The following is a 26,019-nucleotide window of genomic DNA, read 5'->3' on the forward strand; positions in this document are numbered from 1 at the left end:
ACCTGCTGTGCCCGCTGCGGAAAAAACAACACCGGCACCCCGTCAGAGGTGCCGGTTCATGCGTTTTAAAAGTAAGCAACGCGGCCGCGCGTTCCCGCTATTCCACGGGGCAGGCCGTTCCGGCGGGTATTGTATCGTTTTCGTCCGGCAGGGGCGCACCGCCCTTGCTGAACATGGACGCCACAATGCCGATATCGCCGGGGCAGCCCGAAAGCAGAACCTCATCACCGGGCAGCAGTTCCGTCTTGGCCCCCGGCACGGGCAGCACTGTGCCGTTATGCCGCACGGCCATCACCGCCACACGGTACTTGCGGCGGATGTGCAGTTCACCCAGTGTCTTGCCCTGCACGGCGGAACCCTCTTCCACATGTACCTGCCGCAGCTGCATAAAGGGCAGGAAGGAATACTTCCCGCGCTTTTCCAGCTCTTCGGCATCCATCTGGTAGCCTTCGGCACGGATACGCTCAAGAAACGCCTTCAGTTCATCGCTGCCCACCATAAAGCGTTCCAGAACACGTCCCACCATGGCCACCGAGGCCTCCATCTCGGCCGGCACCACATCATTGGCGCCTGCCTCGCGCATGCCGTCATATTCGCCAAGATACCGCGCACGGGTGATTATCTGCACATCGGGCGACAATTCGCGCACCAGCGCCGTCACTGTCCGGGCCGCCACAGGGTCGGAAACCACCACCGCAACCGCGCGCGCCCGCTCCACGCCCGCATGTTCCAGCATGGTTTCGCTGGCCGCATCGCCGAACATGATGGGAACACCCCGCGCCCGTTCATCACGCACCGTGTCGGGATTGCTGTCTATGACCACGTAATCGATGTTCCACAGACGGGCCGCCTGCGCCAGATGTCTGCCGCCGGGGCCGTACCCGATAATGACCAGATGGTCGCTTTGCGCCGTGCTGGTCACGCCGGTATGGTCGCGCAGCGCCGAGGAGCCTCTGCGCCGCAGAAAACGTCCCAGACGGCCCGCATACCCCGCGGCCCACGGCGTAAGAAACATGGTCACCACCGCAGAGGCCAGAAACAGCTGCATGGCCTCGCCGGAAAAAAGTCCGGCTTCGTTACCCAGCCGGGCAAGGATGAAGGAAAACTCACCCACCTGACACAGCATGCCGCCTGTCATGACCGCGCTGGCAAACCCCAGACCCGGCAGCAGGGCAGAGCCGGTCACAAGCACAAACTTGGACAGCATGAGCAACGCTGTGAGCGTCAGCACGATGAGCGGATTTGTCAGTGCCAGCCCCACATCCAGACTCATACCCACCGAAACGAAAAAGAAGCATATGAAAAGATCATGCAGCGGCAGCACCTGAGAAGCCGCGTAGTGTTCGTATTCCGAACCGGAAATGACCAGCCCCGCCAGAAAAGCGCCCAGCGCAAGCGAAAGTCCGGCGGCATGGGTGCCCCACGCCACCCCGAAGCAGATGGAAAGAAGCGTGAGCAGAAACAGCTCGCGGTTACGCCAGCGGGCCACATAATGCAGCAGGTGCGGCACCCCGCGCACGGCAAGAAACAGCACGCCGGCCACCACCAGAGCGGTTTTGGCCGTCAGCGTGACCAGCGCCCACGCCACGCTGCCCTCCTGCCCGGCAAGCACCGGTACAAGCAGCATCATGGGCACCACGGCCATATCCTGAAAAATAAGTATGCCCAGCGCGGCCGTACCGTGGGGTGTTTCCACGTCGCCTTTGTCACGCATCAGCCGGATACCTATGGCCGTACTGGAAAGAGCAATGAGAAAACCTATAAAAACAGAGGTGTTCCATGCAAAGCCCAGCAGCCAGTGTGCCACACTGCCGGCCGCCAGCGCGGTGACGGCCACCTGTGTGCCGCCGCCCAGCAGCGCCACGCGGAACAATGCGCGCAGACGGGCTATGGAAAATTCCATACCCAGTGTAAACAGCAGCAGCACAACGCCTATTTCAGCCAGCACGTCCACTGCGGCCACGTCGGAAACCATACCCAGTGCATGAGGTCCGGCAGCCACACCCGCCAGCAGAAATCCCACCATGGCGGGAATGCGGAATTTCTGGGCCAGCAGCACCACGCCCACGGAAAAAGCAAGCACAAGAACAAGATTACCTAGTAACTCCATACGATGTCCTCCGGATGATCGGCCATCAGCATAGCGCAAATCGAAACCGGGCCATAGTGCCGAAGCAGTTTTTTTTCAGCCATTCCAAAATGCTACAAATACAAACAAATGCACAGAATGTCTGCGCCGAGGCACACGATGCGGCGGTCTGCCTGATCTGCCCAGTCTGCCCAGTCTGCCCAGTCTGCCCGATGCGCCGGTCTGCGCCCGAGGCACACGGCGCGCACGGTAAAACGGCGGCGTACCCGAAACGGATTTTGCCTGCCGCCCGCAGCAGCGCGCAAAAAAAGACAGCCGGTGCACAAGCCCCCTGCCTTTTACGGACAACGCAGACAGCCCTCCGGCGTTGCCGGACAGGACGCCGGACGGCGTGAAAACATGACAGCGGCAGGCTCTGCCGGAGACTGAACGGAAGAAGAGGCGGCGCCATCAGGCAGGAAAATAACGGGCAGACAAACGGGCAGGCAGAAAAAGGGGCAGGGCCGGGAGTGGGCTTCCGGCCCTGCCAGGGGCATGAAGAGAGAACGGGTAACAGGCATGATAAGCGCGGCCGCGTGGGCTGCGGCCGCGCGCGTTCTCCTACGGCAGCCTTCCGGCTAAGAGGCGTCGTCCGCAAAGCCGGGGCTGTTTGCTGCGAATTCGTTACAACGGCGGGCCGCTTTCTGCGGCTGCATGACAATGGCCGGACCGGCCACGCATCCGCCCTGACAGCCCATGACCTCCACAAAGTTGCCTTCGCAACCCTTTTTGGCCCATGTCTTGAGCTGACGGAAAGTTTTTTTGTTCAGGCCGTCCACACTGAGCGGCCGTACTTCTGCGCGGGTGCCTATATGCGCCTGCACACCGGCGGTCACACCGCCGCTGACAGGAAAAGAGCGCCCTTCGCGCATGGCCGGAAACATGAACCGGCCGTCTTCGCAGGCATCGACGCTGATACCAGCGGCAGTCAGCATGGCCACCATTTCCTGAAAAGTAAGCACATGGTCGACCAGCTCATCATGCTTGCCTTCGTTACGCTTTGCCACACAGGGCCCGATGAACACCGTAACCATATCCGGATCATGATCTTTGACCATGGCCGCGGTGTAGTGCATGGGGGTGCGGGTGTCGGAAACAAAAGGAGCCAGTTCCGGCAGGTGCTTGTCCACAAGCTGGGTATATGCCGGACAGCATGACGACGTCATGAATGCCGCGCCGTGTTCCATGCGCTCCACAAATTCATCGGCTTCCAGCCGCGCCGTGGTATCCGCGCCGGAGGCCACCTCGGCCACATCGGCAAATCCCAGCTGCCGCAGGGCCGTGGCCAGTCTGCTCATGGGGGCCTGTACCTGTCCGGCGATGGCGGGCGCCACAATGGCCACAACTTTGCGGCCTTCGCGGATGCGGCGCAGCACGTCGATCATCTGCGATTTTTCAAGCACGGCGGCAAAAGGACAGGCTGCCATGCACTTGCCGCAGAAAATGCACCGGTCATAGTCAATGACCTGCTTGCCGCATTCATCCTTGCTTATGGCCCCCGTGGGGCAGGATTCCTCGCAGGGTATGGGTATCTGCACTATGGCGTGATAAGGACAGACATTCATGCACTTGCCGCACTGCACACACTTGTCGGGGTCGATTCTGGACTTGCCGTCCACAATGCGCACGGCGTCCTTGGGGCAGTGCTGCACACATGCTTCTGCCAGACAGCCACGGCAGGCGCTGGTAGCTTCGTAATGGGTACGCACACAGCCGTTGCAGGCCTCATCGATAAAGGTAAGCATGCTGCCCTGAATGGAGTCGCGTTCCAGCGCACCCTTGGCATACTGGCTGAGCGATGTCAGTTCGTCGGTTTCGTCTTCTATGGCATAGCCCAGCATGGCCATGCAGCGGTACCGGATGATGGCTCTGTCGCGGTAAATGCAGCAGCGCGAGCTGTGCGCCTTTCTGGGGCGCATTTCAAGCGGGATACGGGCCACCTGTTCTTCAAAGGAATCACCATGAAACGCTTTTGCAATACGTACCATGATTTCAAAGTTGATGGTGTTGTCATATGTTCTGAAATACATAACGGCTGCTCCCGATTGCTTCTGCTGTGCCCAGTAGCCCCTTGCGGGGTCCGCTCCATTCGGGCATATGACAGCTGAGCCACGCGCCCGACGCTTGATTGCCTACACAAACAATCAAACCTTTGCAACCCCTGAACAGGTGTCGCGCTTATATTCACTTATTCAGAAAATTCTTTTTTTCACAATTAAATGGCAGAGAAAGGGAAAAGACAAAAAACGGAGCATGTTATGTAACGATTTAAAAGAACAGTCTTTTTTTATAAAACTTTTTTTCTGTCCGTCAGATAAGGCTCACGCCCACCTTGGGTGTGTGCTCTCCGCAGCACTCGGTTTCTTCCAGCAGGGCTTCTTCCCAGTTTACCACGGCATGACACAATGCCTGCAAAAAACGAGAAGCCACTTCCGGAGAACTCTGCATGTCCACCAGCAGTTTTTTGCGCGGCAAAACCAGACATACCGCAGGTTCCAGCGCACGCAGCGAAAAAAGTCTGCGCGTTTCAGCCAGCAGCGCCAGCGAACCCAGAAATTCGCCGCTGCCGTACCGCCTGCACGGCAACACCCCGCTGTCTGTTTCGCGCACGGCCTCCAGCGTGCCGCTGACCACCAGATACGCCCTGCTGTCACGCTCGTTCTGCCTGAAAAGATACTCACCTTCCTGAAAACGAATCCGCTCGCACAGATAGGCGTAGGCACGTAGGAAATCCAGCGGCAGTTCGCTGAAAACAGGTATGGCGCGCAGCATTTCCACATCTGCATCGTATTCGCAGCAGGCGGCATCAGCCTGCCCTGTGTACAAGACCATACAACGCCCCTTTGCGTTCCATCAGTTCATCCCACGATCCCAGCTCGACAATGCGGCCGGACCTGAGCACCGCTATGCGGTCGTATCCTCTGAGCGTATCAAGCCGGTGCACCACAGATATGACAGTGCTGCGGCCTTTCCATTTACGCTCCAGCAGGTTCTGGATACGCGCCTGAGACGCATTGTCCAGAGCCGAAGTGGCTTCATCCAGCACAAGTATCGGCGGTTCCTTGAGAAAGGCACGGGCCAGCGCCACCTTCTGCTGCTGCCCGCCTGAAAGCCTGTCACCCATGCTGCCCACGCGGAAATCAAGCCCCACGCGCAGCATCTGTTCCAGCACGCCTTCCACAATCAGCAGCTGCATGACCCGCTGATAGATGCGTTCCTCCGCTCCGGCGCTGTCTGATTTCACGTGACCGTATACTATGTTGTCCAGCACAGACTGGCCGAAAAGGTAGCTTTCGCGGCAATAGAATGCCACGGGCGGCGACGGCAGTGCCTCAAGGGCTTCGCGGAGAACACGGCGGAACGACGGCACCACCTGCAGGATATGTCCGGGCAGCGGAACAATTTTATGCCGCGCGGGCAGATACCCCAGCGCCACGCGCAGCAGCGCCTTCACATCGGCCTCACTCTGGGCGGAGAGCGGCCTGTCAGCACGTACGTCGCGCAACCGCCGCACCAGCTGGGCAGCCTCGTCAAAGTATTCCTGCGGCACGGGACTTTTTGCAAAAAGTTCCGCATCGGCACCGGCTGATCCGATAATGCCCACAGTGCGCACGATAAGATCGTGCCCGAGCCGCAGCAACGGCTCGGTAAGCCCCGCCTCGTCAAGCAGCCTGCGGAATATTCTGTTGCCCGCCAGTTCACCGCCCTGCCATGCGGGAAAAAGCGGTGTGCCGAAGAGCAGATTCTCGGCCATGGTGGCGTACATCATGTACCTGCTCTCATCAAAGCGCTCTATATCATGCGTCAGCCCGGCCCCGTGCAGTTCTTCAAACCGTGCCCGTCCGCGGATGATGCCGTCGCGGAACTGCTGCTCCGCATGGCTGTCCAGCACGGCCCGCAGGCTGAACCGCAACACATCGGCAAACAGCCCCACCTGCTGCAGCACCTCTATGACGTTGTCCAGATCGGGCATATGCCCCTGCGGCACCTGCTGCGCCTGCAGCGCCTCGCACCCGTAGACAAGATTTTCGTATATGGTGCCGTCAAAGATAAACGGCTGCTGGGCCACCACCCCCATGTTGGCCATCACATCCAGCCGGGTCAGATCTTTCACTTCATGGCCGTCCAGCCGCACACTGCCTGCCGTGTACCTGTAGTGCTGCGTCACCAGCCGTGCCAGTGTTGATTTGCCGCTGCCGGAAAAACCCACCAGAGCCACATGCTCGCCCGCTGCGATATCCAGCGAGATGCCGTCAACCAGACGGATGTTGCCCCCCACATCGTACACCGCATCGCGTATGACTATATCGCCGGTCAGCGCAAAGGGAGGCCTGTCCTGCGGGGCCGCCGCCACCTCCGGCTCGTAGTCAAAATAATCCATCACCTGCCTGTAGCGTACCTGCGTATCCTGCCACAGCTGATAAAATTCCATGAGTTCCTTCCAGGGGTCGTACACCTTTTCATACGCTGAAAGAAACGCCACCAGCGCCCCGAGATCGAAACGCCCGTTGATGGCCAGATAGCCCCCCACGAGAAACAGAATGAACGGTCCCAGCGACTGAAAGAAATTATTGACAAATTTAATGCCGAATTTAAGTGCATGAAGACGGAAAGCCAGACGGAACAATCCTTCAAGCGCCGTGCCGAAGCGCCTTCCCTCCAGCGGGACGGAAGCATTGCCGTGCACTTCGCTGATGCCCGATACAAATTCGCCCACCTTGCCGCTTATGTCGCGCACTGCGGCGGTTCTCTGGCGGTTGGTCGTATTATACTTGCGCTGCAGCCACGGTATGAACAGCATCTCCACGGGGTATACAGCAATGCTCAGTCCGGCCAGCAGCGGGTTAAGCCAGAACATATACCCCGCAAAACCGATGAATGTAAGAATGTTCACCACCGGAGCAGAAACGGCGCTGCCGGCAAACGCCGCCATGGACTCAAGCTCTGTCATGACGCTTGAGATGACCAGACCGGGTGATGTTCTGCGGAAAAAAGGCAGAGGCAGAGAAAGAATGTGTTCGTAAAGCCGCCGGCGCAGCCGCACAAGCGTACGGTTGCCTATCCAGCCCTGCAGCAGATTGATGACGTATTTCAATGCGCCGGCGCTGACCACGGCGGCTATATACAGCCCGCAATAGTACAGCAGCGCCTCAAAATCACGCATGCCGATGGCCTGATTGATGATGCGCTTCTGCATTTCCAGCGGCAGAATGCGGGTGACCACCGTCACCAGAATAACCGCCACAAGCAGGGCCTGAAGTCTGGCGTTCCCCTTGAACACCCAGTAATACAGAGAGCGTTTGGTGACCATGGCTACCTGCAGTCCGGACGCGGCCGGAGCATGAGAGTGCAACGACACAGGATGCCAGCATAACCGCACTTTCTAAATCTTCCAAGGGCTGCTATAAAAAACGATGCGCCGGACGTCCCGCCTGCGCCTGCGGGATGCAACCCGAGACTCTTTTCCGGAGCCGTCATGAATATCCGCTGGAAATTTTTCTTTGTCCTGCTGGGGGCCAGTGTTGTGCCCCTGCTTGTGGTCAGCATACTTGTGGCCGTGCTGGCAGATAACATAGAACGCAATGTCATACGCGAAACACGCGCCGAACTGACAGAGCGTGCCAGCACCGCCATGCTCAATATGGCGCGGAACTACGCCACCGGCATGATGCAGGACATCCAGTCGCTCAGCGTCATCGCATACACCCTCAAGCGCGAAGCCGAACGGCTGGCCGCCGTTCCCGCTCCGGCCGCGGCCGCCGCGGCCGATGACACCGCGGTGCTCTTTTCTTCTGACTTCGACCCTGAGCTGCCGTTTCCTCCGGACCTTAAAGAATTTGCTTCGTACACCGGCAAACCGCGCGGCATGATGATGCAGACTGCCAGCGGACTGGTAAGCTTCGGCAGCATGTCGTTTCATGTGCCGGGCGGCAACCCCGATGCACGGCAGAAACAGCGTGCCGCCCGTCTGGCCGGTCTGCTGCCCGTGCTGCGTGACGTGCGCGGTGTGTTCGGCGATTATATCTACCGTATGTTCGTGGGACTGGAGGACGGCCTGAGCGGTACATACCCCGGACTGGGCGAAATTCCGCCGGCCTATGATCCCCGCGAACGCCCGTGGTACCGGGCCGCCGTCGAACGCGACGATATCACATGGACATCCCCCGTGGTCGACGCCGTCACCGGCAGGCTTACTCTGACCATTTCCATTCCTCTGCGCGGTGCGGACGGCAGGCTGCTGGGTGTGGCGGGGCTGGACATACTGATGCAGGAGGGACTGCAGGCTCACTCCGTCATTTCAAGCTGGAGCAAAGACCTGGAGATGATGCTGGTCTACCGCGATCCGGCAGAAGGCGAAAACGCTCCCATCAATGTTGTGGGGCGCACGCTGCGCGACGCGGAAGGCAGGCAGATGTGGCGCATGATGCAGCGCGAAGCGCCTTTTCCCATGCCGGAGGGGCGTACTCTGGACAACCTGCGCAGCCGCATGAGCCACCGGCACGCGGATGTCATGGAGCTGGAGTTCAATGACGAGCCGTCACTGCTGGCCTATGCCCCCATCACCGACCAGCTGACGGTTGTCATCATCACGCCGCGCAGCGTCATACAGGAAGTGCCCGACACCATCAGCAACATGCTGACCGAAAGCGACGAAGCCGTGAATCTTGTGGTCAGCATGTCGCTGATTCTCGTCATGCTGGGAGCGTTTGTCATATCGCTGCTGGCCTCCCGCGCCACCACCAGACCGCTGCTGGACATCGTGCAGGCCGCGCGCCGCCTGTCTCAGGGAGACTGGTCAGTTCATATTCCGGCCCGTCTGGGAGACGAACGTGACGAGGTGATTCAGGCATTCAACGAAATGGGCCCCAAACTGAGCAAACAGATACAAATCCAGCAGGCACTGGACGTGGCTCATGAAGTACAGTCCAGCCTGCTGCCCGCAGAAGCGCCTGCTTTCGAGGGCTGGGATATTTCCGGCCGCACCCGCTACTGTGACGAAACCGGCGGCGATTATTACGATTATATAACATGGATGGACGGACAGGAGCCTGCGCTTTCCGTAGTGCTGGGTGATGTTTCCGGCCACGGGCTGCCATCTGCCCTGCTCATGGCCACAGGCCGTTCGCTGCTGCGGGGGCAGGCAGACAGTCTGTGCTGCACCGCCCGCCGTGTGGAAAGGGTCAATGCCATTCTTTCCGCCGACGTCAACGGCACAGGACGCTTTATCACCCTTTTCGTGCTGGATATCCGCCAGCGCTCACGGCAGGTGCGCTGGGTGCGCGCAGGGCACGATCCGGCCATGGTATACGATCCGGCGACGGACGTTTTTTCGCTGCTGCAGGGCTGCGGGCTGCCGCTGGGCGTCGTGCCCGATGCGACGTACAACGCAGAAGAAACCACCCTGCCCGAAAACGCCGTTGTGCTGATAGGTACGGACGGGATATGGGAAGCAGTGAATGCAGAAGGTGAAATGTTCGGCAAGGACCGGCTGCAGGAGCTGCTGCGCAGACACGCCCATCTGTGCGCACACGAGATAAGCAAGGCCGTGCTGGACGCCGTTGACACGTTTTGTCAGGACGCCCCCCGCATGGATGATGTGACGCTGGTTGTCCTCAAACCGCAGCAGCACGGGTGCACGCAGTCCGCCCCCGCGGTGCCTCAGGGCGATACTCCCCCTGAGGAAGCAAGCGTGCATGTGCGGCTGACTTCGGCACTGGATATTCCCGCGCTGGCGGAAGCCGTGCAGACACTGTGCGACAGCACCGCCTGTTCGCGGCGGGTACGCTTTTCCTTTACGCTGGCCGTGGATGAACTGGTGACCAATGTTTTTGAACACGGCGCCGCCGACGGCGTACAGCGCAGGGTCGATGCATGGTTCTGGCTGCAGGACGGTTTTCTGCGGGCACGGCTGGAAGACAACGGCAATCCGTTCAACTGCACCAAAGCCGCTCCGCCCGAACTGAATGTCCCGCTTGAAAAACGTAAAAAGCCCGTAGGCGGGCTGGGCATTCATCTGGTAAAACAGTACATGGATGATTTCCGCTATACACGAAAAAAAGATAACAACATCATAGTGCTGGGAAAACGGCTCGACAACGGGTCAAAGCATGACGATGAAAGGAGCCACGCATGACGCTGACCACCATTACGCACGATAACGTGACGATTCTGGAAATGCGTGAACGGCTGGACGGACAAGGTACGCAGCAGCTGGAAAAAACCGTTGAAGAACTGCTTTCCGCCGGGGCCAGAACCCTGCTCTTTGATTTTCAGGATCTGGACTATATTAACAGCTCGGGCCTGCGTGTGCTGGTGATGGCCTATCAGCGCCTGCACCCGGCAGGCGGAACAGTGACCATATGCTGCGCACGCGACTATATTCAGGAAGTGTTCGAGATATCGGGCTACGACAAGCTGTTCGGCATGTATGAAACCCGTGATGCCGCCCTAGGCTCGCTGTAGGACGCCACGCTTCTGCCACACCGGCGTCAACGTGCTGCCAATATCTGCCGAAATGCTGCCCGATTGCCTTCGGATTGCTTTCGGATACCGGAACAGGCCGGAGACATCAGACACAAAGCGGTCTGCGGAACCGGGCGCATGCCATGTGCGTGCGCCCGTTATCCGGCCTGACCATGCACTGCTGCCGCAGCGGCACTGCCTGCAGGCATGGTCTTGCGCAGTACGCCGCCGGCATGACGGCCAGCGGTCCCTGCGGCATCATCCTTTGATGCGGATTTCCACCGGTCCCGGCGCATAGCCTTTCAACTCGCGCAGCATGCCGCTGATGGCGCCGGAAACGATACGCGCCACAAAAGGATTCATGCCCAGCGGCACACCGCCCACCGTAACCGAAAAATCATCATCCAGACTTTTGCAGTCGCCGGAATGCGCCTTACCGGCCACAATGCGCCGTGCCAGCCCTGCACAGTCTTCTTCGCCGCAGGCACCGCAGTCCAGTCCCGGAAGGGTAAAACCGCGTTCCACAACCAGCTGTGCCAGCTGCGCCACAGAGTGCGTACCGAAAACGGGTACGGCTTCTGCGGGCAACGCCACCAGACCGGTGTGGTCCCACGCCGCCACGGCCAGCCCCGCGCTCAGTTCCTCCATCTCGGCGGCATCGCGCGGGCAGACTATACGCGGCAGCCAGCCCAGACTTTTGCCCCCTTCCACCAGCAGAACATCGGCTGAAAGCAGCGGAAGCATATCCTGCAGATACCGCTTGCCGCTCCAGAATACCGCAGCCTCGTCAGACCCCAGTCCGGCCACCACACGGCCGGGTTTCATCAGCCGCGAGGTATCCCTGTCGGCCTTGTCCAGCTGATGATGCGTGAACTTGGCAATGGCCACCGTATGTCCGGCAGCTTCCAGCGCGTCGGCCAGCAATCCCGTAAGGGTTGTCTTCCCCGAATTCTTGAATCCCACGATACCGATTGCCTTCATTGATCTTCTCCGTCTTCCGCACGCAAATGCGCACGGAGCATGTGGCGTAATCCGGCCTGTTACTGTGCTTGCAGGTGACCATACATCCCTGCGGCCGCAAATGAAAGATACCGCCCGATGCGCGCCATACGCTCAGCACCGCGCCTGAGCAAAAGGACCGCGCAGTCTTTCCTGCGTACCCGCCGCAAACGGCCCGGCGCCCCGCACAGAAAAACGCCGCCTCCGGACGCCCGGCCGGAAGCGGCGGCAGACACGGCGGGCTGTCTGCCCGCCGCCGTGTATAGGCAGCGTCTGCCGCACCATCCTGCGGGCGGTGCGGCAGAAGCCGGTTATCAGGTACGTGCCTTGCGGCCCATCAGACGGGCAAACATCTGTTTGCGGTTCATCAGCGAAGGGCCAAGCTCGGCCACAGCCTTGTCAAAGTAGGCCATGGGGTCCTGCTGGAAGAGGTAGATGACACGAACGTCGTCGGGGTCACCCAGCACCGCGTCGGGGTAGCGCCCCTGCACTTCTGCCAGACGGGCCTCGGCCAGTTCGCGCATTTCCTCCTCGTCACCGAAGTTCATGGTACCTGTGGGGCACGAAGTCACACAGGCAGGCTTCATGCCGTTATGCACCCTGTCCAGACACATGTCGCACTTGGACATGACACCGCTTACCTCATCCACACGGGGAATATCGTAAGGGCATGCGGCACGCACTCCTGCGGCATCCACGTTTTTGGTATGGCGGGTAAAAATAACCGCGCCCGTGGTTTCGTCGCGCAGGATGGCCCGCTCGTCATCAATCATTGCCTGATACATGCAGGGCGGTTCAAAGCAGTGACGGCACTGTTCCGGAAAAAACAGCCAGTCAAGTTTGCCGTCCTTTACAACCTCGGTGAACCGTACCAGCCGGTACGATATGAAGCTCAGGTCTCTGGGATTCTGATGCGAACCCCAGTTCACGGTTTCTTCGGCAGGCAGCTTATGCCACTGCTTGCAGGCTATCTGACATCCGCGGCAGGCTGTGCAGCGGGTAAGATCAACAAAGAACGCCTTTCCCATTTTTCAGCCTCCTTACAGCTTGCGGACGTCGACCATGAACGCCTTGGTTTCGGGAATGCCGGTATTGGGGTCGCCCACTGACGGCGTGAGCAGGTTTGCCGCATCACCGCCGTTTTTAGGGGTTATCCAGCCATAATGCCACGGCAGCCCCACAAGGTGGATGTCGTTGCCCTGCACGACAAAGGGCTTGATGCGTTTGGTGACTATGGCCACGCACTCCAGCTGCCCGCGCAGACTGGACACACGCACTTTTTCGCCGCCCTCTATGCCGCGCAGCCGGGCCAGCTCTTCGCTTATTTCCACAAAAAGCTGCGGTTCGGCTTCAATAAGCCAGGGCTGATAACGGGTCATCAGTCCGGTCTGCCAGTGCTCGGTAACGCGATATGTGGTGCCCACAAAAGGATACCGGGGATCGCACACGGCTGCAGCTTCTCCGGCTATGGTGTACGCCGTGGGGTTGTGCAGCTGCGGCGAGAACGGGTTGTCCTTCACCGGACATTCCAGAGGCTCGTAGTGCTCGGGGAAGGGGCCTTCCTCGCGTCCGGGACCGAATATCTGCCCCGCGCCATGCTTGCGCATGATGAACGGATGCTTTGTTCCGGGTTCCCATCCGCCGTCGGGCACGTCGCCTGTCCAGCCTTTGCCGTTCCACGCGATGACCGCTTTTCCGGGTGCCCACGGGGTGCCCTTGGTATCCACCGATGCACGGTTGTACAGAATGCGGCGGTTGACGGGCCAGCACCACGCCCAGTTGGGATACAGACCGATGTTTGCCTGTTCAGGCGTCTGGGTTTTGTCACGGCGGGCGGCCATGTTGCCCTTGTCCGTGTATGAATTGCAGTACAGCCAGTTCCCCGAACAGGTGGAACCGTCATCCTGCAGAAAGGCAAAGCTGGGCACCTGCTGACCTTTTTTGTAAGTCTTGCCCTTTATGGTCACATCACGCAGGAAGTAACCGTTGATCAGCTTTGCCACCTTATGCGGGTCAAAGACGTGGTCCGTATGCCAGTCGTCCAGATTAAGATGCATGATGGGGTCGGGGAATACGCCGCCTTCCTTGCCGTACAGATGGCGCACCTTTTCCATCAGTTCATATACGATGTCACCGTCAGGCTTGTTGCCGGCGTAGGGCTTGGGCCCTGCATAACGCCACTGCATCCAGCGGCCGGAGTTTGTGACCGAGCCTTCTTTTTCGATGGAGACGGCGCACGGCAGAAAGAATACTTCCGTCTTGATGTCGGAAGGATTCATACCCGGCCCTTTCCAGAACGAACTGGTCTCGTTTTCAAAGATATTGACGTTGACCAGCCAGTCCAGCTTACCCAGTGCTTCGCGGTTTTTGTTAGCGTTGGCACCGCCGCAGGCGGGGTTCATGCCCCATGCGAAAAAGCCCTTGAACTGCTCCTTGTGCATCTTTTCAAACATGGACAGCCAGAAGTAGTCTGTCATGGGCTTGTGCGCATCCACCTTGGGCAGCCATTCATACGCGCTGTCCAGCGATGCGGCGGGGTACATGGCCTTGAGCAGGCTGGCCACATACTTGGGCTTGTTCTGCCACCAGTTGGCCGACATGGGGTCTTTGCTGACCGGGGTGTTGGCTTTGTTATAATCGGCCAGTGTGGGCCAGCCCGATTTGGGCACACCCAGATAACCGGGAATGATGTGCGCAAGCAGACACTGGTCGGTGGAACCCTGCACGTTGGATTCTCCGCGCAGTGCGTTCACCCCGCCGCCGGCCACGCCGATGTTGCCCAGCAGCAGCTGGATAATGGCCATGGCTCTGATATTCTGCACACCCACGGTATGCTGGGTCCAGCCCATGGCATACATGATGGTGCCGGCTTTGTCCTTTTTGCCGGTGGCGGCAAACGCCTTGTACACGGCAAGCAGGTCTTCGCGCGGAGTGCCGGTTATATCAACCACCTTGTCCACGGTGTACCGCTCGTAATGCTCTTTAAGCAGATTAAGCACACAGCGCGGGTGCTGCAGTGTCTTGTCGCGCAGGGGCACGCCGTCGGCATCGGTTTCAAACGCCCACTGCGACTTGTCGTAGTTGCGTTTTTCCGGATTAAACCCGCTGAAGAAGCCGTTTTCAAAGCTGTACTTCTCGCTCACGATATACGAAGCGTTGGTGTACTCGGCCACGTATTCGCGGAAATAGAGATTGTTATCGAGAATGTACTTGATGAGGCCGCCGAGGAAAGGAATATCGGCACCGGACCGGATGGGTGCGTACATGTCGCACCGCGCCGAGGTACGCGTATAGCGGGGGTCCACATGAATCAGCGTGGCGCCCGCGTCTCTGGCCTTAAGCACCCATTTGAAAGAAATGGGGTGGTTTTCGGCAGCGTTGCTGCCCATTATAAGTATGCAGTCACTGTTCTTGAGGTCGATCCAGTGATTGGTCATCGCACCGCGTCCGAACGACTCTGCCAGAGCCGCTACAGTTGCGCTGTGTCAGATTCGCGCCTGATGCTCTATGTACACCAGGCCGAGAGATCTGAGAAAAGACTGGTAAACCCAGCATTCTTCGTTATCGAGCGCCGCGGAACCGGCGGAGGCGATGACGTCGGTTCTGTTAACCTGTTCGCCTTTTTCATTGCGGGTGATAAAAGATTCGTCGCGGGTCTTTTTGATGCGGGCAGCTATGTTTTCCAGTGCCCACTCCCACGATACAGGCTGCCAGTGATCGCTGTAGGGCGCGCGGTACATGGGGCTTGCGGGGCGGCGGTCGTTTTCTGCCAGCTGCCAGATGGAAGCACCCTTGGCGCACAGGGCTCCTTCGTTGATGGGATGGTCGGGATCGCCCTCTACGTTGATGGCGCGTCCCTGTCCGTCTTTGGAAGTATGGACGATAAGGCCGCAGCCCACCGCACAGTAACAGCACACCGATGTGCTCTGCCGTGCCCATTCAAGCTTGAGCAGCTGTGCCCGCGCCACACCCGGCGAAAGGCTGACCCCCAGCCCCGCAAATGCCGTGGCGGTGGCCGCACCCGCTGCCGCCTTGATAAAAGTTCTCCGTGATACTGTCATCATGCCTCCTTTGTGATGCCGCATGTCATCGCCCTCTGATTTCGCGTCCCAGCCGCACCTGCAGCGCAAATCCGTAAAGATGCCGCGCAACGGGACGCTGCACGCCCGACACCCCCCTGCAGCCTGCACCCGAATACACGGGCACCAGCAGACGCGCGCGCAGCCTGACCGGAGCCAGACTGTGCCCGAGTCCCGCAAAGGGAATACCTTCAGCGGGCGGCATCGCGGTTTGCCTTGAACGGGTAATTTCCATGCCGTCACCTTGCCTGTTGCAGAGCATTCCGGCCCACACCGGCACTGCTCCGTTATCCTGTGGGCAAATACTAGCGGCACAGCCCCGCACAATACAAAAAAGCCTGTCTTGTGTGACTTCTGGCACACAGGACAGGCTTCAATGGATGCTAATTCAATATGTTAATAATAGCAGAACAGAATCATACTCACGGTCCGGCACCGGCGGACGGTATCAGCCCCGTGACCCCGCCGCATGCCCGCGGGCAGCACCGGCTGCGGTCTCCGCCGCCCCTTCCGGATTCATATCAGGTACAAAATCGCACAGATAGCGCACAAGTACCGGAAAAATATCGCTGTGCCGCATGTTATACCTGAATTCCAGTTCCTTGAGATACAGCGGAAAACGGCGGGGGGTTATACCCTTGAACAGCTTCAGCCGTTTTTCGGCAAATGCCCAGAATCCGGTACCGCATTCCACCGCCACAGGCCTGTCATGCCTGCGCAGATACTCATACGGCAGCGAATCATCGCCGCAGAAAACCAGTGCATCATAGTGCCGGTAGCGGTCAGTCCATATAAGGTTGCCCGCCCGTTCCACTTTCAGATGAAAGCTGTGGTTGAAATGAAAAACTGTTTCGGCCGACATGCCCGATACAAGGTCGATAAACAGCCAGCCGTTACGTTCCAGAATGCCGAACACGGGCACCGTGCCGCGTCCGCCTGAATCAGGGTCACCGGTCAGTTTGCGGTTGCGCAGAAAACTGCCCAGTCCTGTTTCCGGCCCCAGCAGCTGCACGGCGTCTGTGGCATGCGCCAGAATGGCAAAACGCATGGTGGTCACGGCCTTGTATGTGGCGTTATACGACAGCCCGGCCTCCACGGCCATCTGATGCACCGTGGGTTCACGGCTGAAAAGATCGGCCAGACGCAGCCACGTCAGCGGCGAAAGCCCCCCGTTGTTTATCCAGCGGCCGCTGAAGTCCTGAAAAGTATACTTGCACCGCGCACAGCGCGACCGGCCTCCGGCAAGGTCGTACAGACGGCTTTCGCCGCAGCGCGGACAAAACCGGCCGCCGCCCGGCCAGCATTCCCGCAGAACGTACGCCAGCGCGGCATCTTCCGAGCGCAGCAGGTCTTCACGCGATGAAATAGTCATTCCAGTTATCTATACAGAATACGCCACGAAAGCAAACGACGGAGCAACCGCTGCCGGCTACGGCAGTGCCGCGACACGCCGCAGAAACGCCGCCGGTTCTTCCGCGAACATGCCCAGATGCAGCTCGGTGCGCACAAGCCCCTGCGGTGTGCGCCGCACCACATGCATGGCAGGTACGGGCAATCCGCCCAGTCCGGCATACAGTGTCATATCCGGATCTGCAAAAAGCGCGAAAGGAATGGCGTGTTTTTCTCTGAACCTCTCCACCATGTCGGGCCCGTCACCCGCCGCAATGCCTATGAGCAGCACCCTGTCCTTCAACCCCTGCCGTCTGATTTCCCTGTCCAGCGCTGCCAGCCGCGGGGCCTCGGCCTGACACGGGCCGCAGAACCAGCTGTACACATTGACCAGCAGTACATCCGCCGTCGTGTCGCTCAGCCTGAAGGAATGTCCGGGCAGTCCCAGCTGAGCAGCCTGCGGGTGCGGCGGCAGCGTTATGTCCGGAAACGGTTCCGCAGCCCGCACGCCTGCGGCTCCGGCCAGCATACAGCACAGCACGGCGGCCAGCACGCAGCAGCGCACCGCGCCTGTGCGTGCGAAATGAAGAAAAAAAACACCCCTGATGCCGCCGGCCGCCATGCCCGCCTGCGCAAACATTTTCATGCTGTCTCCTCCGGCACCGGCGCACGGGGCACCGGTAAAGAATTTGGCCCGCACATATACCACAGAGTACCTGCCCGCGCGGCCTCTGGCAATGCATCAGGTGTCTGCATTGTACCAAACACCCGACGCCGCAGCCGCAGCAAGCGGCCCCTTGCCCTGAAGCCGCAAGGCGGGGTAAGTCTGTCCGCATACGCAGTGCCCGCCCCTGACCGCCGGTGTGGCACATATGCCGCAGACGCTGCCGTCAGCAGATGCCGCGCCCGCCAACGCCATACTTTCCGCGGAGGTCCCGTGACGTTTTTTCCGGCCCTGTCCTCTGTATCCCGCCCGCACAACACCCGCGTCCGCGGCGCATTGTCCTTTGTACTGACTGTGCTGCTGGTGCTGCTGCCTGCGGCAGGCTGCGACCGCACGCGGGATACCGCGCAAGAAAGCCGCTCCCGCACAGGCATCTCTGACACGGAAATACGGTTCGGCTCATCGCTGCCCCTTACCGGCCATGCCAGCTATCTGGGCATACAGACCATGCGCGGCGCACTCAGCTATATTAAATACATAAATGAAAACGGTGGCATACACGGGCGACGCATTGTTCTTGATGTACGGGACGACGGGTACGACCCGCCCCGCTGTCTTGCCAACACCCAGAACCTGCTCATAGAAGGCGATGTGTTCGGCCTGTTCTGCTATGTGGGCACCCCCACCACCGTGCGTGTGCTGCCGCTTATCGAAGAGGCCCGCATCCCGCTGCTGGGCATGTTCACAGGAGCCAACAGACTGCGCCATCCGTTCAGCCGCTATGTCATCAATGTGCGCGCCTCGTATTATCAGGAAACGGAAGCCGCGGTGCGGCATCTGGTACAGGATCTCGGCTTTACGCGCATAGCCGTGTTCTACCAGTACGACGATTACGGTTTTGACGGACTTACGGGTACGGAACTGGCCCTGCGTGAGCTGGGGCTTGCGCCGGTGGCACGCGGATCATACCAGCGGGGCACACTGGATGTGAAAGAAGGACTGAACCGCATACTGGCTGCTGATCCTCAGGCAGTTGTCATGGTGGGAACCTACGAGCCGTGCGCCCGTTTCATCCGCATGGCCGCAGATGCCGGCATGCGCGCCGTGTTCCACACGCTTTCATTTGCCGGTGCCGAAGAACTGGCCCGCCTGCTGCACGGCGACCACCGCAATCCCGTGACCATGTCACAGGTCGTCCCTCCCCCGTCCGCCCCGCAGACACCGGAACTCATGGCCGACGCACGGCAATACACCGAACTCATGCGCCGCTATTATCCGCAGGACACGCCCTCCATCATCGGGCTGGAAGGATATGTCAACGCGCGCGTGCTGGTTGAAGCGCTGCGCCTTGCCGGACGCGGACTGACGCGCGAATCGTTCATCGACGCCGTGGAATCGCTGCATGCGTTTCCGCTGGGCGGACGCAGCCGCGTAACATTCAGCAATACGGACCATCAGGGCATGGATCAGGTTTACTTCACCCTGCTGCGCAACGGTGAGTTTGTGCTCATCAAGGACTTTGCTCCGGTAAAGGACCTGCTGCCCCCTGCCGGCGGGCGGCCGGCCGCATCGGCACCGGACACGGCCCGGCAGCACAATGCCCGCGGAGCACAGTCATGAACCGCCTGCTGGAAAAATTTTCGGCGCTGAGCCTGCAGAACAAATTCTTTTTTTCCATTCTCGCGGTCATCATGATCATCAGCGGCACCATTGCGCTGCTGGCACGCTGGATTCTGGTATCCAGCCTGACCACCGAACTGGAACTGCGGGGTACGGCCGTGGCCCACAGCGTTGCAGCCCGCGGTGCAAGCCATATTCTGGACAACGACCGGCCGCAGCTGCTGAACCTGATATTTGACGAAGCCCAGCTGCGCGAACGCCAGCAGCTGGTGGCCTATATCTTTGTGCAGGACAAAGACAACACCGTGCTGGGGCACACGCTGGTACGTCCGCTGCCCCCCCAGCTTGCCGGAGCAAATCCCCTGCCTGCAGGAGTCAGCCGCAGTGTGAAAGTGGTATCGGTGCACGGCGAACCGGCCTACGACATCGCCGTACCCATCTACGAGGGGCTGTACCGTATCGGTACCGTCCACGTGGGGCTCAGCAAAGATCACATCGACCGCCTTGTGGGCAAACTGCGCATCACTTTTCTCGGATTCATCTCCGCAGTCATCGTGATCATTTTTCTTATCAGTCACAGGCTGTCACGGTACATCACCGCGCCCGTGGTGCAGCTTACCCGCATTTCCGACGATCTTTCGCGGGGTAATTTCCAGTCTGCGGGCACGTTGGACGGCGCCGGCTCCGGCTGGACCATAACCGACTGCCCTGCCTATGACGATACGGACCTGCCGTGCTGGCATTTTGACGAGCAGATGAAAAGCCACATGTCGCCGGAATCACTGCACCGCTGCAAGACTTGCGTTTTTTACCGCAAACGCAAAGGCGATGAGGTGCTGCAGCTCACTGACTCATTCCGCAACATGGTCTGGTCCATCAAGCTGTACCGGCAGCGGCTGCAGGAATCGGAAGGCAAATACCGGTCACTGTTCGACAGCGGTCCGGACCCCATATTTGTGGTGGACTGCACCAGCCACACCATACTGGACGCCAACCCCAGAGCCGAAGAAGTATACGGCTACGGACGGGGGGAATTGACCGGTACATCGTTTCTGGAAGTCGGCCCCGACCCCAACAGGGAATGTCTGGCCGTGTTCGAGCAGGGCGGCGAAGCGGAATCGGCCACAGGGTGTCTGTATTTCAGCAAGGTTGTGCACTACCGCAAAGGCAAGGTTCCGTTTTATGTAAACATGCATGCCTGTCCCATAGGATACAGGGGCAGACCGGCCATCATAGTGGCCACCACCGACATCACCGACATGATGGAAAAGGATGCCCAGCTGGTACAGGCATCCAAAATGAAATCACTGGGTGAAATGAGTGCCGGCGTGGCGCATGAACTCAACCAGCCGCTGAACGCCATACGCATGGGCAGCGATTATCTTGCCATGGTTTTTTCATCGCTGCCGCAGAACAACGAAGGTCACATATGCATTTCCGCCGGTCATGCACGCGAAGTGCTGGAAGAAATAGGCGCTCAGGTGGACAGGGCCACGGAAATCATCAACACCCTGCGCTCGTTCAGCCGCAAGGCGGATTTTCTGGCTGCCCCCATCGACATCAATGCTCCGGTGCGTGCCGTTGTTTCGCTGGCCGAAAGGCAGTTTCAGCTGCAGAACATCACCATCCTGCTGGACCTGCAGGAAAACCTGCCGCCCGTACAGGCACATGACAACCGTCTGCAGCAGGTTTTTTTCAACCTCATATCCAACGCGCGCGACGCCATTCAGGAACGCCGGCGCTCGCAGGAAAAACCCACCGACGGACGCATTGTCATCACATCGCGTGCAGCGGAACAGCAGGTGGTTCTTTCATTCAGCGACAACGGCTGCGGCTTTCCCGAAGCCATGCGCGACAAGGTTTTCGAGCCGTTTTTCACCACCAAGGCCACAGGACAGGGCATGGGGCTGGGGCTGGCCATAAGCTACGGCATAGTACGCGATTACGGCGGGCAGATACGTGCGGAAAGCAAAACAGGAGAAGGCACAACTTTTCATCTGGGTTTTCCCGTGCACGACCCCCGCGGAGCAACCCATACATCCAGGGCGGCAACGGCCCGCGGCGGCACACAGACAGAACGTGACACACCGGAAAACGGTGCATAACAAAGCGTAAGCGCGCCCTGTTTGCCCGCAAGGCAAAAAAAAGCTACCTCATGACCCAAGCCGGAGGGACGCTCCGGCGGCAACAGCCTGTGGCAGACACACACTGGCGTACCGGAGGCAAAGACCGGCAGGTGCGCAATACGGAGAAAACCGCGTGCGTATACTGGTAATAGACGACGAAGCCCCCACCCTGAAAATGTTTTCGCTGCTGCTCGGAGCGTACGGGCACGAGGTGTTCACGGCAGATTCCGGTGAACGGGGACTGGCAGAGTTCCGCAGGCGGCAACCGCCGCTGGTGCTGACGGATATCCGCATGCCCGGCATGGACGGCATGGAAGTGCTGCGCCTCATCAAGGAACAGGCCCCCGCCACCGAAGTCATCGTCATCACGGGGCACGGCGACATGGAGCTTGCCCTGCGGGCACTGAATCTTGATGCCACGGACTTCATCAACAAACCCATCAGACGCGAATCACTGGATCAGGCTCTGGCAAGGGCGCAGGAGCGCCTGAGTCTGAGAGAGGAAAACGGACACCCGCTGACACTGTCACAGGCGCGGGGTGCTGTGGTCATTACGCTGCGCGGCACACTGGGCACGGCATCAGAAGCCGCTCTGCGTAAAGCTTTTCAGGAAGCGGCGCAGCCCGGCAGTTGCGTTGTGCTGGATTTCGCGGCCAGCACATCCATAAACGGCGCAGCCATCAGCGTACTGGCAGACGCCATCCGCTCCGCGTCGGGTTCCGGCGCGCCGGTCATCATCTCCGGCCTGTCCGAAAGCTTCCGCCATGTATTCGACGCCATGGGAGTGCTGGCACATGCCCGCACGTTTGACTGCCTGCCCGAAGCACTGGAACACGCGGCGGCTTCCGCCTGCTGATACAGGCACACCGCAGACGGCTGAATCCGGTGCTGCTGCATCAACCGCCGATGGCGGACATGCGCTTTTCCGCCACGGAACCGTCGGCATGCAGCTGTTCCAGCATCCTGTAGCCCAGCGGTTTGCGTTGCGCGGCCAGCCGCATGACCTTCATCACGGCGGACATTCCCAGACGGGGATGGCGGATAAGCGGCCGCAGACGGTATTCCTTGTCGGAAAAAAGACAGGTGCGCAGCCTGCCGTCAGGTGTTATGCGCAGTCTGTTGCACGATTTGCAGAAGTGGTCTGAAAGCGGCGTGATAAGGCCGAAACGCCCTTTGCCGCCTTCGATGCTGTACAAACGGGCAGGCCCGCTGCGTCTGCTGCGCCCTTCCACCGGCGTCAGATCCGCGTGTCTGCGGGCTGTTTCCAGAATGTCGGATGCAGGCCAGAAATTTTCCTGCGACCAGCGTGTGCAGCCGCCCATGGGCATAAACTCGATAAACCGCACGTCCACGGCATTACGCCGCGCAAAATTAAGAAAAACAGGCAGTTCATCGTCATTGAAGCCGCGCAGGGCCACTGCGTTAAGCTTCAGCCCTATGCCGTGTTCCAGCACTTCATCCAGCGCCCGACGCACATGGCGCAGCATATCGCGCCCCGCCACACGGCGGAACCGTTCGCGCTCGAACGTATCCAGCGAAATATTCACATACCGCACACCCAGATCACGCAGAGCAGCCACTTTGCCCGCCAGCAGCGTGGCATTTGTGGTTATGCGCACATCCAGCGAAGGATGCCGCCTGACCAGCGATTCCACAAGAAACAGAAAATCCTTGCGGACAAACGGTTCGCCGCCTGTCAGGCGCACCTTTTCCACGCCCATGCCCACGGCCGCGTCCACCAGCTGAAGCATTTCTTCATATTTAAGTATGCTGTCGTGGGGAATGAAGGAAAGACCGTCACAGGTCCAGCAATACATGCAGCGCAGATTACACCTGTCTGTGACAGAAAGACGCAGATAGCTCACCTGCCTGCCGTATTCGTCGGAAAACCGTTCCGCCGCTGCCGGACCGGCAGCCTGCGGCACATTGCCGGAAAAAGCGTGATGCAAGGTGCTCATGTTGTCAGTGCCCGTATGACGCGGCGGGCCATTTCCAGATCCGCCGGATAATTCACATTGAAAAAGGGCAGGGATTCCTCCCGCGAGTATGCGACGCGATGCTGCAACTCTTGTGGCACCACCCGGCTCACTTTGTAAACCCCGCGCTCCGCAGCGCGGCGGAACCATTCCAGTGCGCCGAATTCGTATACCGCCACCAAAGCCTCGATATAGCCTGTCTCCTGCTGTACAAACGTGGTCATAAGCGTCCCTGCGGGCCGCTGTGCCCGTGCGGCAAGCAGCTTTTCCAGCACGGGCCTTTCCATAAAAGGCAGATCGCACGACAGCACCAGCACGGCATCCTGTGCGGCGCGCAGCGCGGTCATTATGCCTCCCAGCGGTCCCATGCCTTCCTCTTCGTCACGCAACCGCAGGTAGCCGCCCGTCAGCGGCAGCCCGTCGCGCACGCTTATCCATACCTCGCCGGTCACCTGCTCCAGCAGTGCCGCACTGCGCGTCAGCAGGTCCGGCTCGCTGTCGCCGAACAACCGCACGCCCCGCTTATCACTGCCCATGCGCGCACTCAGCCCGCCGGCAAGCACCACTCCCACGGGCGCCGATACGGCAGCGTGCGGCGCGCTCATCAGTCAAGCACCCGTGCTGCGGCATCGGTAAACACGGTGAAACGCCGCTCCCTGTCGCGGGCAAAACCGACCAGCGTGACACCGGCCGAAGCCGCCATGTCCACCGAGGCCGTGGTAACGGCCGACCGGCTGACGATGAACCGGAATCCTGCACGCATGGCCTTGGCGCACAGGCTTGCCGTAACCCGCGCGGAGACCAGCATGACCAGACCGGAAGGACAGACGTTTTTCCGGGCAGCCCAGCCGGCCAGCCTGTCGATACAATTGTGCCTGCCGATATCTTCCGCACGGTGCAGCACGGTGCGGCTGGCGGCATCCAGCACTCCGGCACGGTGAAAACAGCCCGTGCCGTCCCACAGCCCGGCGGCGCCCATAAAGTCACCCATGCACGTCATCAGCGACTGCGCGTCAAGGGTTCCCGCATCGGCATCTGCCGGACACCGCTGTTCACCCGATGCAGAGACAAGGAACGAAAACTCTTCCACCTGCTGCACCTTCACGGCCGCCCCGCACAGCCCCATATCCAGCAGGGCATGGCCTGCCGCCAGATCGTGCAGGTTTTCGGGCCATGCCCACAGCATGTGCCGTTCTCCGCCGTCCACACGCACGCTCACCGGCACTTCACGGCTCAGAACATCGTCCACCATGTGCCAGCTGCCGTCGCTGTAGCGGCGCACCCCCACATTGCGGGGCACAGCCCCGCCATCTGTGCCCGACATGATCAGAACCCCCATGCAGACTGGGTCGGCCGGACAAAGCCCTGTTCACGGGCAAGGATATCCAGTGCCAGCGATTCCAGATCATCCAGCACAGGAACGGACTGCCGGTCCATCTCGCGGAAATCCGATGTTTTCAGGTAGCAGTGGCAGCTGCGGCACACATGCACCTCAAACCCCGGTTCACCCTCTGCCTTGAAGTATTCGAGCTTTTTGTGGTCGTCTTCGCCGCAGAAAGGACACTGCAGTCTTTTGGCTCTGTATTCGTGGCGGCACAGCGAGCAGGTAAGATAGCGGAAGCCCTCTTTCTGCTTAAGCGAGGCCACAAGCGGCATGGAACCGCAATGCGGACAGTGCCCGTGCGCCCACACGGACGCAGTGTCACGCTGCTGCGCCAGCAGGTCGGAAACGGCCATAAGCGAAGGTACCATGCTGCCCTGCACGAGAAACCGCACAAAGCTGGGAGCTTCCGGCATGCGGGCGCTCCAGTCGGCAAAAAACAGCTGGTCGTCCTGCAGCAGGGCACTGCAGGCTTCTTCCAGCGAAAACTCACGGGCCTCAAGCGCCTTGTGCAGCGCCTGCGCCCCTGCCGCCATGGATCCGCCCGATGCGGCCATCAGCGCCAGCAGTTTACCGAACGTTTCGGCGGTGACCGCCTTGTCATAGGGAAAATGTTCACGCGGCAGCAGGGGGGCACCCTGTGCGTGGGTATCGGCCGCAGTAAGTCCGGCGGGCAGCGTCACCTGCACTTTGGCCCGTGCTTCAAGCTGCAGTTGCGCGGTTCTGGCTACAATATCCAGTAACGCGGCGGGAATGAATTCTTTTTTCCGCAATGCTTCCAGTTTGCGATCCAACCCGCGGCGTTCCTTTTCCAGATCAAAATTCATGAGCAGTCCTTGTATCTCTGGTAGTCTGTGGCCGCACAGGCGGCCGTGAACAACATGTGGCACGTAGCGGCACCGTAAACAACACCACGCTTCCTGCGTTCGGTCTTGCACAGCGCTGCGATCCTGACAAAACGCCCGCGGCACAGGGCCGCGGCTTTCCGGCTTCCGGCCATATCCTATCTTGGCGCAAAATACGGGTTTATTCTATTGTAAAAAACACAAAAGCGGCAGCCGGCAGCCGCATACGGCAATTGACTTCCCCCTGCTTGTTCCTAGCTGTATAACATACTGCAAAAGTACTGTTGCACAGTCAGCATATGCGTCCGGCAGCACAGAATCAGCAGCCTCCATTGCACAATACAACAGC

19 protein-coding genes are annotated in these 26,019 nt (G+C 59.8%); 5 read left to right on the top strand and 14 right to left on the bottom strand.

All coding sequences use genetic code 11. From position 1 onward, the window contains the following. Nucleotides 1-97 precede the first annotated feature (97 nt). The 4 genes from H586_RS18350 to H586_RS0106060 form a co-directional block, all read right to left on the bottom strand. Nucleotides 98-2,110, bottom strand: a complete 2,013-nt coding sequence (locus H586_RS18350) for a monovalent cation:proton antiporter family protein (protein ID WP_051363887.1) — start codon at nt 2,108-2,110, stop codon at nt 98-100. A gap of 596 nt (nt 2,111-2,706) precedes the next feature. After that, nucleotides 2,707-4,158: a 4Fe-4S dicluster domain-containing protein gene (locus tag H586_RS0106050; RefSeq protein ID WP_011366806.1), complete on the bottom strand. Its 1,452-nt coding sequence runs from the start codon at nt 4,156-4,158 to the stop codon at nt 2,707-2,709. A 280-nt stretch (nt 4,159-4,438) separates the two neighbouring features. Continuing rightward, complete coding sequence (locus H586_RS0106055) at nt 4,439-4,960, bottom strand: cyclic nucleotide-binding domain-containing protein (protein WP_011366805.1); 522 nt, start codon at nt 4,958-4,960, stop codon at nt 4,439-4,441. Continuing rightward, complete coding sequence (locus H586_RS0106060) at nt 4,935-7,439, bottom strand: ABC transporter transmembrane domain-containing protein (protein WP_027181581.1); 2,505 nt, start codon at nt 7,437-7,439, stop codon at nt 4,935-4,937. Before H586_RS0106060 ends, H586_RS0106055 begins: the two co-directional genes overlap by 26 nt. A gap of 165 nt (nt 7,440-7,604) precedes the next feature. On the opposite strand from H586_RS0106060, the gene H586_RS0106065 reads away from it, so the two are divergent. Together H586_RS0106065 and H586_RS0106070 are read left to right on the top strand one after the other, a co-directional pair. Next, entirely contained in the window at nt 7,605-10,262 is a 2,658-nt protein-coding gene (locus H586_RS0106065) for a SpoIIE family protein phosphatase (RefSeq protein WP_027181582.1), read from the top strand. After that, nucleotides 10,259-10,591, top strand: a complete 333-nt coding sequence (locus H586_RS0106070; protein WP_011366802.1) for an STAS domain-containing protein — start codon at nt 10,259-10,261, stop codon at nt 10,589-10,591. The genes H586_RS0106065 and H586_RS0106070 overlap by 4 nt, the downstream gene beginning before the upstream one ends. A 258-nt stretch (nt 10,592-10,849) precedes the next feature. Here the strand turns inward: H586_RS0106070 and H586_RS0106080 are convergent, their stop codons facing one another. From H586_RS0106080 to H586_RS18355, 6 genes are all read right to left on the bottom strand, one after another. Next, entirely contained in the window at nt 10,850-11,623 is a 774-nt protein-coding gene (locus H586_RS0106080) for a molybdopterin-guanine dinucleotide biosynthesis protein MobB (protein WP_081701776.1), read from the bottom strand. Between the two features lie 281 nt (nt 11,624-11,904). Further along, entirely contained in the window at nt 11,905-12,618 is a 714-nt protein-coding gene (locus tag H586_RS0106090; RefSeq protein ID WP_011366800.1) for a 4Fe-4S dicluster domain-containing protein, read from the bottom strand. A gap of 12 nt (nt 12,619-12,630) precedes the next feature. Continuing rightward, nucleotides 12,631-15,651 carry a formate dehydrogenase-N subunit alpha gene (fdnG, locus tag H586_RS0106095; protein ID WP_011366799.1) on the bottom strand — a complete coding sequence of 1,007 codons (3,021 nt, stop codon included), beginning with the start codon at nt 15,649-15,651 and terminating at the stop codon, nt 12,631-12,633. 25 nt (nt 15,652-15,676) lie between these two features. After that, a complete protein-coding gene (locus tag H586_RS0106105; protein ID WP_148204107.1) occupies nt 15,677-15,904 on the bottom strand; it encodes a hypothetical protein in 228 nt (75 codons plus the stop codon). 213 nt (nt 15,905-16,117) lie between these two features. Further along, the gene (locus tag H586_RS0106110) at nt 16,118-17,041 is read right to left on the bottom strand and encodes a transposase (protein ID WP_011366797.1); all 924 of its coding nucleotides are present in this window, start codon (nt 17,039-17,041) and stop codon (nt 16,118-16,120) included. A 57-nt stretch (nt 17,042-17,098) separates the two neighbouring features. Then, nucleotides 17,099-17,704, bottom strand: a complete 606-nt coding sequence (locus H586_RS18355) for a TlpA disulfide reductase family protein (protein ID WP_011366796.1) — start codon at nt 17,702-17,704, stop codon at nt 17,099-17,101. Between the two features lie 291 nt (nt 17,705-17,995). Here H586_RS18355 and H586_RS0106125 point away from each other — a divergent pair, with 291 nt between their 5' ends. The 3 genes from H586_RS0106125 (at nt 17,996) to H586_RS0106135 (ending at nt 22,324) form a co-directional block, all read left to right on the top strand. After that, on the top strand, nt 17,996-19,342 hold the full coding sequence (locus H586_RS0106125) for an ABC transporter substrate-binding protein (RefSeq protein ID WP_051363888.1): 1,347 nt from the start codon (nt 17,996-17,998) through the stop codon (nt 19,340-19,342). After that, nucleotides 19,339-21,447 (top strand): ATP-binding protein, encoded by a 2,109-nt coding sequence (locus tag H586_RS0106130; protein ID WP_011366794.1) that lies wholly within the window; start codon nt 19,339-19,341, stop codon nt 21,445-21,447. The genes H586_RS0106125 and H586_RS0106130 overlap by 4 nt, the downstream gene beginning before the upstream one ends. A 154-nt stretch (nt 21,448-21,601) precedes the next feature. Then, nucleotides 21,602-22,324: a response regulator gene (locus H586_RS0106135; protein WP_011366793.1), complete on the top strand. Its 723-nt coding sequence runs from the start codon at nt 21,602-21,604 to the stop codon at nt 22,322-22,324. Nucleotides 22,325-22,364: 40 nt separating this feature from the next. Here H586_RS0106135 and moaA read toward each other — a convergent pair whose 3' ends face one another. Genes moaA through H586_RS0106155 form a run of 4 tightly spaced genes read right to left on the bottom strand, consistent with a single transcriptional unit; the run spans nt 22,365 to nt 25,652 of the window. Further along, nucleotides 22,365-23,426, bottom strand: coding sequence for a GTP 3',8-cyclase MoaA (gene moaA / locus H586_RS0106140; protein WP_155891348.1), 1,062 nt, complete (start codon nt 23,424-23,426; stop codon nt 22,365-22,367). Then, a complete protein-coding gene (locus tag H586_RS0106145) occupies nt 23,423-24,049 on the bottom strand; it encodes a molybdenum cofactor guanylyltransferase (protein ID WP_011366791.1) in 627 nt (208 codons plus the stop codon). Before H586_RS0106145 ends, moaA begins: the two co-directional genes overlap by 4 nt. After that, nucleotides 24,049-24,768 carry a formate dehydrogenase accessory sulfurtransferase FdhD gene (locus tag H586_RS0106150; RefSeq protein WP_011366790.1) on the bottom strand — a complete coding sequence of 240 codons (720 nt, stop codon included), beginning with the start codon at nt 24,766-24,768 and terminating at the stop codon, nt 24,049-24,051. Before H586_RS0106150 ends, H586_RS0106145 begins: the two co-directional genes overlap by 1 nt. A 2-nt stretch (nt 24,769-24,770) precedes the next feature. Beyond that, nucleotides 24,771-25,652: a formate dehydrogenase accessory protein FdhE gene (locus tag H586_RS0106155; RefSeq protein ID WP_027181589.1), complete on the bottom strand. Its 882-nt coding sequence runs from the start codon at nt 25,650-25,652 to the stop codon at nt 24,771-24,773. Nucleotides 25,653-26,019: the final 367 nt, after the last annotated feature.

This window comes from Oleidesulfovibrio alaskensis DSM 16109, from assembly GCF_000482745.1.
GTDB classification, from domain to species: domain Bacteria; phylum Desulfobacterota; class Desulfovibrionia; order Desulfovibrionales; family Desulfovibrionaceae; genus Oleidesulfovibrio; species Oleidesulfovibrio alaskensis.

What these genes read in the sequence shown, in the direction of transcription:
- moaA (WP_155891348.1), bottom strand. Translation starts at nt 23,426, where the DNA reads ATGAGCACCTTGCATCACGCTTTTTCCGGCAATGTGCCGCAGGCTGCC.
- H586_RS18355 (WP_011366796.1), bottom strand. Translation starts at nt 17,704, where the DNA reads ATGAAAATGTTTGCGCAGGCGGGCATGGCGGCCGGCGGCATCAGGGGT.
- H586_RS0106105 (WP_148204107.1), bottom strand. Translation starts at nt 15,904, where the DNA reads ATGGAAATTACCCGTTCAAGGCAAACCGCGATGCCGCCCGCTGAAGGT.
- H586_RS0106070 (WP_011366802.1), top strand. Translation starts at nt 10,259, where the DNA reads ATGACGCTGACCACCATTACGCACGATAACGTGACGATTCTGGAAATG.
- H586_RS18350 (WP_051363887.1), bottom strand. Translation starts at nt 2,110, where the DNA reads ATGGAGTTACTAGGTAATCTTGTTCTTGTGCTTGCTTTTTCCGTGGGC.
- H586_RS0106065 (WP_027181582.1), top strand. Translation starts at nt 7,605, where the DNA reads ATGAATATCCGCTGGAAATTTTTCTTTGTCCTGCTGGGGGCCAGTGTT.
- H586_RS0106145 (WP_011366791.1), bottom strand. Translation starts at nt 24,049, where the DNA reads ATGAGCGCGCCGCACGCTGCCGTATCGGCGCCCGTGGGAGTGGTGCTT.
- H586_RS0106055 (WP_011366805.1), bottom strand. Translation starts at nt 4,960, where the DNA reads ATGGTCTTGTACACAGGGCAGGCTGATGCCGCCTGCTGCGAATACGAT.
- H586_RS0106060 (WP_027181581.1), bottom strand. Translation starts at nt 7,439, where the DNA reads ATGGTCACCAAACGCTCTCTGTATTACTGGGTGTTCAAGGGGAACGCC.
- H586_RS0106150 (WP_011366790.1), bottom strand. Translation starts at nt 24,768, where the DNA reads ATGTCGGGCACAGATGGCGGGGCTGTGCCCCGCAATGTGGGGGTGCGC.
- H586_RS0106155 (WP_027181589.1), bottom strand. Translation starts at nt 25,652, where the DNA reads ATGAATTTTGATCTGGAAAAGGAACGCCGCGGGTTGGATCGCAAACTG.
- H586_RS0106050 (WP_011366806.1), bottom strand. Translation starts at nt 4,158, where the DNA reads ATGTATTTCAGAACATATGACAACACCATCAACTTTGAAATCATGGTA.
- H586_RS0106090 (WP_011366800.1), bottom strand. Translation starts at nt 12,618, where the DNA reads ATGGGAAAGGCGTTCTTTGTTGATCTTACCCGCTGCACAGCCTGCCGC.
- H586_RS0106110 (WP_011366797.1), bottom strand. Translation starts at nt 17,041, where the DNA reads ATGACTATTTCATCGCGTGAAGACCTGCTGCGCTCGGAAGATGCCGCG.
- H586_RS0106130 (WP_011366794.1), top strand. Translation starts at nt 19,339, where the DNA reads ATGAACCGCCTGCTGGAAAAATTTTCGGCGCTGAGCCTGCAGAACAAA.